We start from the raw sequence: 7449 nt of genomic DNA, 5'->3' as shown, positions 1-7449 counted from the left end.
AAATACAAAACTCCGTATGAAGTGTTTTTCAGTGAAATGAGTAAAAGATTAGCTAGCTAATTTAGGTGGAAATTGCACTTGTTGTTGGAATTGGCGCTTCCATTAAATATTCTTGATTATCGTGTGCAGTTAGCATAACAAGGATCTGTTCTGGATTTATTATAAAGTTCTAATCCAGCTACTCCATCAACAGCTACTGTTATATTTGCAAAATAATATTCTAAAATTTCTACAGTTGATTCTCTAACGTCTGTATTATCTTCAACATATAGAAGTTTTATGTCTTTGAGCCACTCTGTATTTATATTCATATTTAATACTTTATTGTAGTTATTTTATACTAATTAATACATCTATTATATAGAGGGATTCTTTTGTAGATATTAAATTTTGCTATACTTTCGCGCATATAAGGAGTGTTAATAATGTTGTTATATATTCATATTCCATTTTGCGATTCTAAGTGCTCTTACTGTGCTTTTAACTCCTATGTTGACAAGTTTCATTTAAAAGAAGAGTACATGAAAGCACTTGTAACTCAACTAACTTTTGAGCTAAAACGCTTTGACGCAAAAGCTCAGACAATAGAATCAATTTTTATAGGTGGAGGAACACCTTCAACTGTAGAACCAAAACTATACAAACCATTATTCCAATTAATAAAACCATATTTACAATCTAATATAGAAATAACAAGCGAAGCAAATCCAAATAGTGCCACATATGAATGGCTAAAAGGAATGAACGAGCTTGGTGTTAACCGTATAAGTTTTGGTGTGCAGAGTTTTAACAAAGAAAAGTTAAAACTACTAAACCGTGCTCATAATACTAACGATGCTCTAAATGCAATAAAAAATGCTAATGAGATTGGGTATAAGAATATTTCACTTGATTTAATATACGCAACTCTAGGAGATACTAAAGAACTTTTAGAACATGATTTAAAAACAGCTTTATCCTTACCAATAAATCATCTTAGTGCTTACGCTCTAACAATAGAAGAAGGAACACCATTTGAGTCTAAACCTCATATGTCAAAAGAGACTCTAGAGCTTACAACTTGGCTTTTTTCTAAAGTAGAAGAGTCTGGATTTAAACAGTATGAGATAAGTAATTTTGGCTCATATAAAAGCACTCACAACCTAGGTTATTGGGAATATAAAGATTACATTGGTTTAGGAAGCGGAGCAGTTGGTAAACTAGATCTTCAAAGATATTATCCAAGTACAATAGTAGAAGAATACATAAATAATCCACTTAATATAAGAGTAGAAGAATTAACACAAGAAGATAAAAAGATAGAACAAATATTTTTGGGATTTAGATCGTCTGTAGGTGTTAAAACTAATATTCTAAATAAAGAAGAACGAAAAAAAGCCACCATCTTAGTTGATGAAAAAAAACTCTTTATGCAAAATGATATATTTTATAACAATGAGTATCTTTTAGCAGATGAGATTACACTTTTCTTAAGCAGTTGAAGATAATTTAATCATTCTTTAGCTAAACTCATGGACTTAATTTATAATTTTGAAGGTTTAATATGTTTGGTATGGGGTTTACAGAGATACTCATTGTAGCTGTTATTGCCATCTTGTTTCTAGGTCCAGATAAACTTCCTAGTGCAATGGTAGAAGTAGCGAAATTTTTTAGAAGTGTTAAAAAGACTATAGGTACTGTAAAAGATTCTTTAGAAGAAGAGATGAATGTTGCAGATATAAAAGAAGAAGCATTAGCTTATAAGAAAGAACTTCTTAATGCAAGTAATGACTTAAAAAGAGTGACAGATGTCTCTCAAGTGGGGGCTTCTTTAACTAACTTAAGTGATGATATCTTAGGTGATGATTTAGAACCAAAGGCTAAAAAAGAGCCTGTTAAACCTGAAAAAGTTACTTTTGAGAAAAAAGAAACAACTAATAAAATAGAAAAAGAAGAAACAAAAAATGTTTGATGATTTAAAACCACACTTAGCTGAACTAAGAAAAAGATTAGGGATATCAGCAGGTAGCCTTATTGTAATGTTTTTTGTAATGTTTTACTTTCATGAACCTATTTTGGAATGGATGGTAGCACCATTAGATACTGCACTTATAGAAGTTGGGAAAAAATCACTTCACACAGCTGAAGGTATGATTACGACTGGTCAAGTAGGTGGAGCTTTCTTCGTAGCCTTAAAAGTTGCCTTTTTTGCCGCAATTGTTGCTGCTTTACCAATAATACTTTCTCAAATATGGATGTTTATTGCACCAGGTCTATATGCTAACGAAAAAAAGATGCTTATCCCTTTTATAGTTGGTGGAACAGTTATGTTCTTAATTGGAGTAATATTTGCATACTATGTAGTTACTCCTTTTGGCTTTGACTTTCTTATAACCTTTGGTAGTTTCAAATTTACACCTCTGATAAATATAGAAGATTATGTAGGTTTCTTTACAAAAATCATGTTTGGATTTGGTCTAGCATTTGAGCTACCAATCTTTGCATACTTTCTAGCACTGCTTGGAATGATTGATGATAAAATGATGAGAAGTTTTTTCAAATTTGCTGTTATCATAATTTTTGTAGTTGCAGCACTTCTTACTCCTCCTGATGTTTTAACTCAGATGCTAATGGCTGGTCCACTAATTGTTCTTTATGGCTTATCAATCTTAATAGTTAGAATGGTTAACCCTGCTCCACCACTTGATGATGAAGACGAAGATGATGATGAAGACGAAGAAGAAGTTGCTGTTGCAATAGAGAAAAAGAGTGAATAGAGCAGAACTACTAACTTCTAGCTATGATTTCACCCTTCCTGATGAACTCATAGCAACACACCCTGCACAGCCAAGAGATCATGCAAAACTTCTAGTTTATAAGCGCCAAACAAATGAAATAACTCACTGTCATTTTTATGATTTGGAAAAATTTATTCCTAAAGATTGTGCACTTATATTCAATGATACAAAAGTTATTAAAGCTAGACTTTACGGACATAAACCAAGTGGCGGAAAGATAGAACTTTTAATAAATAGACCTCTAGATGCTAATAGTATAAGTGTATATATTAGAGGTAAGGTTAAAGTTGATGCTAAGATACTATTTGATGATAAGTTAGTAGTTATAGTTAAAGAGTTAAAAGACGATGGAAGCAGAGTTGTAAATTTCTTTGAAAAAGAAAAACTTTTAAGATTTGAAGAACTATTACCTATCATTGATAAGATTGGACATATCCCTCTTCCTCCGTATATACAAAGAGAAGATAATGCCCAAGACGCCTCGGAATATCAGAGTGTATTTGCAAGAGAAGAAGGAGCTGTAGCCGCTCCAACTGCTTCACTTCACTTTACTCAGGAGCAACATAAAAGAATATGTCAAAATTACGATCATGCATTTGTTACTCTTCACGTTGGAAGTGGAACTTTTAAACCTGTTGAAGCTACAACGATAACAGACCATCCTATGCACTCAGAATACTATGATATCTCTGATAAAGCAAAAGAGGTACTTGACTCTGATAAAGCAATTTTGAGCATTGGAACGACTTCTACAAGAACTGTTGAGTTTTACGTAAGACATAAAGAGATGCAAAGAGGTGAAGCGAACTTATTTTTACATCCAAATAATAAGCCTAAAAGAGTAAATCATTTACTTACAAATTTTCACCTGCCAAAGTCAACTCTATTGATGCTAGTTGCATCTTTTATTGGTGTGGATAAGGCTCAAGAACTTTATGCAGAGGCAATAAAGAATAAATACAGATTTTATTCCTATGGAGATGCAATGCTAATCTTATAGATTCGCTTGTACTCTTCCATTTTCTATACTTATATCTCCATTTAATTCTGCTTCAAATATTCTGTTTGGATATTTTTTAAGAGCTTCATCGTAAGTTGGATTAGTTCTACAAAAATCTATAAAATCATCAACTTTTGAAACTATATCACTATTTACTTTTGAAAATTTTGATACGAATTCTTCTATGTCATATATAGCTTTAGCCTTACCTGATTTTAAGAGTTCATTTGTAACTTCACTCTCTCTTATTCTATGAGCAAATACATATATCTCTTTGTTCATCTTTAAAGCAAATTCTATACTTCTCATACTACCACTTTTCAAGTCTGCTTCTGCAACAACTAATACATCACCCAATGCAACAACAAGCTCATTTCTAACTACGAAACTCCATGGAGTTGCACGAAAATCATCTTTAAACTGACTAAGAAGTAGTCCATCTTTTTCTATAGAACTTAAGAGATTTTTATTTATAGAAGGATATTTAATATTAATGCCACAAGGAAGTACAGAAATAGTATTTGACTCTCCTGCTCCTTTGTGAGCTATTGCATCTATACCCATTGCTCCACCACTAACTACACAGATATTATGCTTAGAAAGTAAGGAAGATAGTTGATGTGTTAATGAGCGAGAATAGCTTGAAGGTTTTCTACTTCCAACAATGGAAATTTTTCTCTTTTTTAATAGTTCTAAACGACCGCTAAAAAAAAGCTCTTTTGGGTAGCTTTTCATAGCTTCTAGTTCACAGATATGATCTTGAACTAAACTCATTTAATAGAGCCTATTAATATATACTAACTCTACATCTTTAAATAGTTTTTTTGACTCATTAAGAGCTAGTAGAGTATTAACATGAGGATGTCCGATAGCTATAGCTGTTCCATGTAGTTTAGCAATTTTTATTGCTCTTTTTATCTGAATTATTATAGATGCTTTATCCATAGCGTGATCTAAAAAAACATCTCGTGCTACATAATTCAGACCAAAATTTTTCATAACCTTAGGTGCTTTTGTTTGAGCTGTAGTTCTACTATCTATAAAGTTTATATTTTGTGCCTTTAGAGCGTATATCAAACGATTCATCGCAATCTCATTTGATGTAAACTTACTTCCTGTATGGTTATTTATGTAAGCAACTTTAGGAAAAGCTTTTTTAATTTCTTGTATTCTTTGAGATATCTTTGCATCTGAATCACTTATTCTAAGTGTCATAGGCTCTTCAGCATTAAAATTTTGTGCTTCCATAGGTAAATGAACCATATAAAAATTCTCTTTCGCTGCAAGTTTTGCAGAGTTAGGATGAAATTTACTAGGTGGTAAAAATGACATTGTCAAAGGAATACCTAAACTTTTTATTGCATTAACGTGAGACCTCACACTAACATCATCTATTATAATTGCTAATTTTGGTTTAGATAATACTTTTCTCACATCTCTTTTGAGTCTTTTAGGAGGTGCTTGTTTAGGTAAAATTGCGTCACCATACTCATGTGCTGCAGCACCCTTGTTTACCTTGCTCTCTTTTTTAAGAACATATTTTAGTCTAGTATTAACGCTTTTTTTTTCTTTTTTACTACTAGCTTCTTCTATTTGCTTAAGCATAGTTAGTCTTTTTTTCTTATCAATTTTAACTTGTTTATTTATATCACTAGTTGCATCTTCATAACCAATATAATATCCTCCAACTAGAGCTCCTAAACTTATAGCAATTACTGCTAAAATCCATGCTAAATATGTTAAGAACACACTGTTGGTTGATTTTTTTCTTTTTCTTTTTGCCATTTAAATAATAATCTCCAAAATTTTTATAACTATATCCAAAAAATAAAAAAAACAGAACATATATGACAATTAGACATGCTTATAATATGACGAGCTATTTTTAAGCATACTTTATGTATAATCCCGCGTTCCTTTCTCTTTGTATCACTACAATTAGCGATATGTACATATCCGAAAGGGAAACAAGGCCTAAACGGCAAATACCAAAAGGAGATTATACTCTATGAGAAAATACGAAAACTTAGTTATCGTTAAACCAACATTTACAGCTGAAGAAATCCAAGCTAGCCTAAAAGCTATCGAAGAAACTATTACTTCAAACGGTGGCGAAATCGCTATCACAGACTCAATGGGAATGAGAAAATTAGCATACCCAATTGACAAAAACGAACGTGGTTACTACCATGTTATCTATTACTCTATTGCTCCATCTGCAATTAGTGAAATTGAAAGACGTTTCCGTATCAACGAAGATCTTCTTCGTTTTGTAACTATCAAATACGATTCAAATCGTGAGATTGCTGCATGGAATCACTTAGTTCAAAAAGCTGAAAGAAAAGCAGCTGCACCAGTAAAAACTGAAACTCCAGTTGTTGAAGAAGCTCCAGTAGCTGAAACACCGGCAGTTGAAGCACCAGCAGCTGTTTAATCAGCATAACCTAAGAAATTAAGGAAAGCTCATGTTTAATAAAATTATATTAGTTGGAAACTTAACTAGAGATATCGAACTTAGATACACTCAAGGTGGAATGGGAATAGCTAAAACTGCTATTGCTACTAGCCGTAAGTTCACTGCAAATGGTGAGAAAAAAGAAGAAGTATGTTTTGTAGATATCACTTTCTTTGCTAGAAGTGCAGAGGTTGCTAACCAATACCTTCGTAAAGGAAGTAAAATCCTGGTTGAGGGAAGACTTAATTTTGAACAATGGGCAGATCAAAATGGACAAAAACGCTCTAAACACTCAGTAACTGTTGAAACGATGCAGATGCTAGACTCTAAAGGCGACAACCAAGGTGGTGGTTATCAAGCTCCTGCGCAAAATAATGATGCACAGAGCTATAACCAACCACAAGGTTCTCAACAAGCCCAAAGTTACCAACAGCAACAACCAAGCTACGGTAACAACGAGCCTAAGCAACAAACACAAAGTTATCAACAGCCAAGTAGTGGAAATGGATATGGACAACAACAAGCTAATGCTCAAAGTCGTCAGATGCCAAGTAGCGATTCTGTTCCTGTGATCGACATCGATGAAGATGAAATTCCATTTTAGAAAATAGATAACAAAGGAAATAACATGGCAGAAAAAAGAAAATACAAAAAAAGATTTTGTAAATATTGTGAATCAAAAGTTGATTTTATGGATTATAAAGATGTAGGAGCTTTACGTTTCTCTCTTTCTGAGCGTTATAAAATCATGCCTCGTCGTCTTACTGGAAATTGTAAACGTCACCAAGATATGATCTCTGCAGTAATTAAAAGAGCTCGTGCAGCAGCACTTGTTCCTTATACTGTAACAAGAAAAGCAGTTATAACTGCACCATTCGAAAACCTTAGATAGGTTTCTTTAAGCCCCTACAATAGGGGTTTATGGACTATTTATAACAGCTTTACTATGAATATAGCTGTTTTACTGTGACACTACGGTTACACTTTTTTTCTTATAAATATTCAGCTTACCACTTAAAATTATAAAATCTCTAAAAAAGACATATCCTCTTATTTATAAATTATGATAAAATGCTTAATAATAAAAATAGCATAATCTAGACTTGTTTATATAAAAAATATGACTTAATTAAAAAAACGGGTGCATAAAACATTCATTAAAGTTCGGTATAGTAGGAGTAAACAAAGGTTTATTTACAAATGGCTGTAAAAAAGCT

At 32.4% G+C, this 7449-nt stretch carries 10 protein-coding genes; 7 read left to right on the top strand and 3 right to left on the bottom strand.

Going from position 1 to position 7449, the window contains the following annotated elements; all coding sequences use genetic code 11:
* Positions 1-116: 116 nt before the first annotated feature.
* The gene (locus tag QZZ48_RS13180) at positions 117-311 is read right to left on the bottom strand and encodes a hypothetical protein (RefSeq protein WP_294966624.1); all 195 of its coding nucleotides are present in this window, start codon (positions 309-311) and stop codon (positions 117-119) included.
* 114 nt (positions 312-425) lie between these two features.
* Here QZZ48_RS13180 and hemW point away from each other — a divergent pair, with 114 nt between their 5' ends.
* The 4 genes from hemW (at position 426) to queA (ending at position 3777) form a co-directional block, all read left to right on the top strand.
* Positions 426-1481, top strand: coding sequence for a radical SAM family heme chaperone HemW (gene hemW / locus QZZ48_RS13175; protein ID WP_294966622.1), 1056 nt, complete (start codon positions 426-428; stop codon positions 1479-1481).
* A 62-nt stretch (positions 1482-1543) separates the two neighbouring features.
* Positions 1544-1951: a Sec-independent protein translocase protein TatB gene (gene tatB / locus QZZ48_RS13170; RefSeq protein ID WP_294966620.1), complete on the top strand. Its 408-nt coding sequence runs from the start codon at positions 1544-1546 to the stop codon at positions 1949-1951.
* A complete protein-coding gene (gene tatC / locus QZZ48_RS13165; protein WP_294966619.1) occupies positions 1944-2756 on the top strand; it encodes a twin-arginine translocase subunit TatC in 813 nt (270 codons plus the stop codon). Before tatB ends, tatC begins: the two co-directional genes overlap by 8 nt.
* On the top strand, positions 2749-3777 hold the full coding sequence (gene queA / locus QZZ48_RS13160) for a tRNA preQ1(34) S-adenosylmethionine ribosyltransferase-isomerase QueA (RefSeq protein ID WP_294966617.1): 1029 nt from the start codon (positions 2749-2751) through the stop codon (positions 3775-3777). The genes tatC and queA overlap by 8 nt, the downstream gene beginning before the upstream one ends.
* Here the strand turns inward: queA and QZZ48_RS13155 are convergent.
* Positions 3772-4551: a DNA-processing protein DprA gene (locus QZZ48_RS13155; protein ID WP_294966615.1), complete on the bottom strand. Its 780-nt coding sequence runs from the start codon at positions 4549-4551 to the stop codon at positions 3772-3774. The two genes, queA and QZZ48_RS13155, sit on opposite strands and share 6 nt — an antisense overlap.
* On the bottom strand, positions 4552-5562 hold the full coding sequence (locus QZZ48_RS13150; protein ID WP_294966613.1) for a divergent polysaccharide deacetylase family protein: 1011 nt from the start codon (positions 5560-5562) through the stop codon (positions 4552-4554).
* A 223-nt stretch (positions 5563-5785) separates the two neighbouring features.
* On the opposite strand from QZZ48_RS13150, the gene rpsF reads away from it, so the two are divergent.
* From rpsF to rpsR, 3 genes are read left to right on the top strand one after another with little or no spacing between them, the layout of a single operon-like run.
* On the top strand, positions 5786-6211 hold the full coding sequence (rpsF, locus tag QZZ48_RS13145; protein WP_294966611.1) for a 30S ribosomal protein S6: 426 nt from the start codon (positions 5786-5788) through the stop codon (positions 6209-6211).
* A 31-nt stretch (positions 6212-6242) separates the two neighbouring features.
* Positions 6243-6836 (top strand): single-stranded DNA-binding protein, encoded by a 594-nt coding sequence (locus QZZ48_RS13140; RefSeq protein WP_294966609.1) that lies wholly within the window; start codon positions 6243-6245, stop codon positions 6834-6836.
* A gap of 24 nt (positions 6837-6860) precedes the next feature.
* Positions 6861-7124, top strand: a complete 264-nt coding sequence (rpsR, locus tag QZZ48_RS13135; RefSeq protein ID WP_294966607.1) for a 30S ribosomal protein S18 — start codon at positions 6861-6863, stop codon at positions 7122-7124.
* The last annotated feature ends 325 nt before the right edge of the window (positions 7125-7449 follow it).

This window comes from Sulfurimonas sp. (assembly GCF_016744025.1).
Classification (GTDB): Bacteria; Campylobacterota; Campylobacteria; order Campylobacterales; family Sulfurimonadaceae; genus Sulfurimonas.
Note: the sequence above shows the minus strand (reverse complement) of the source record. Positions and strands in the feature narration are given on the sequence as shown.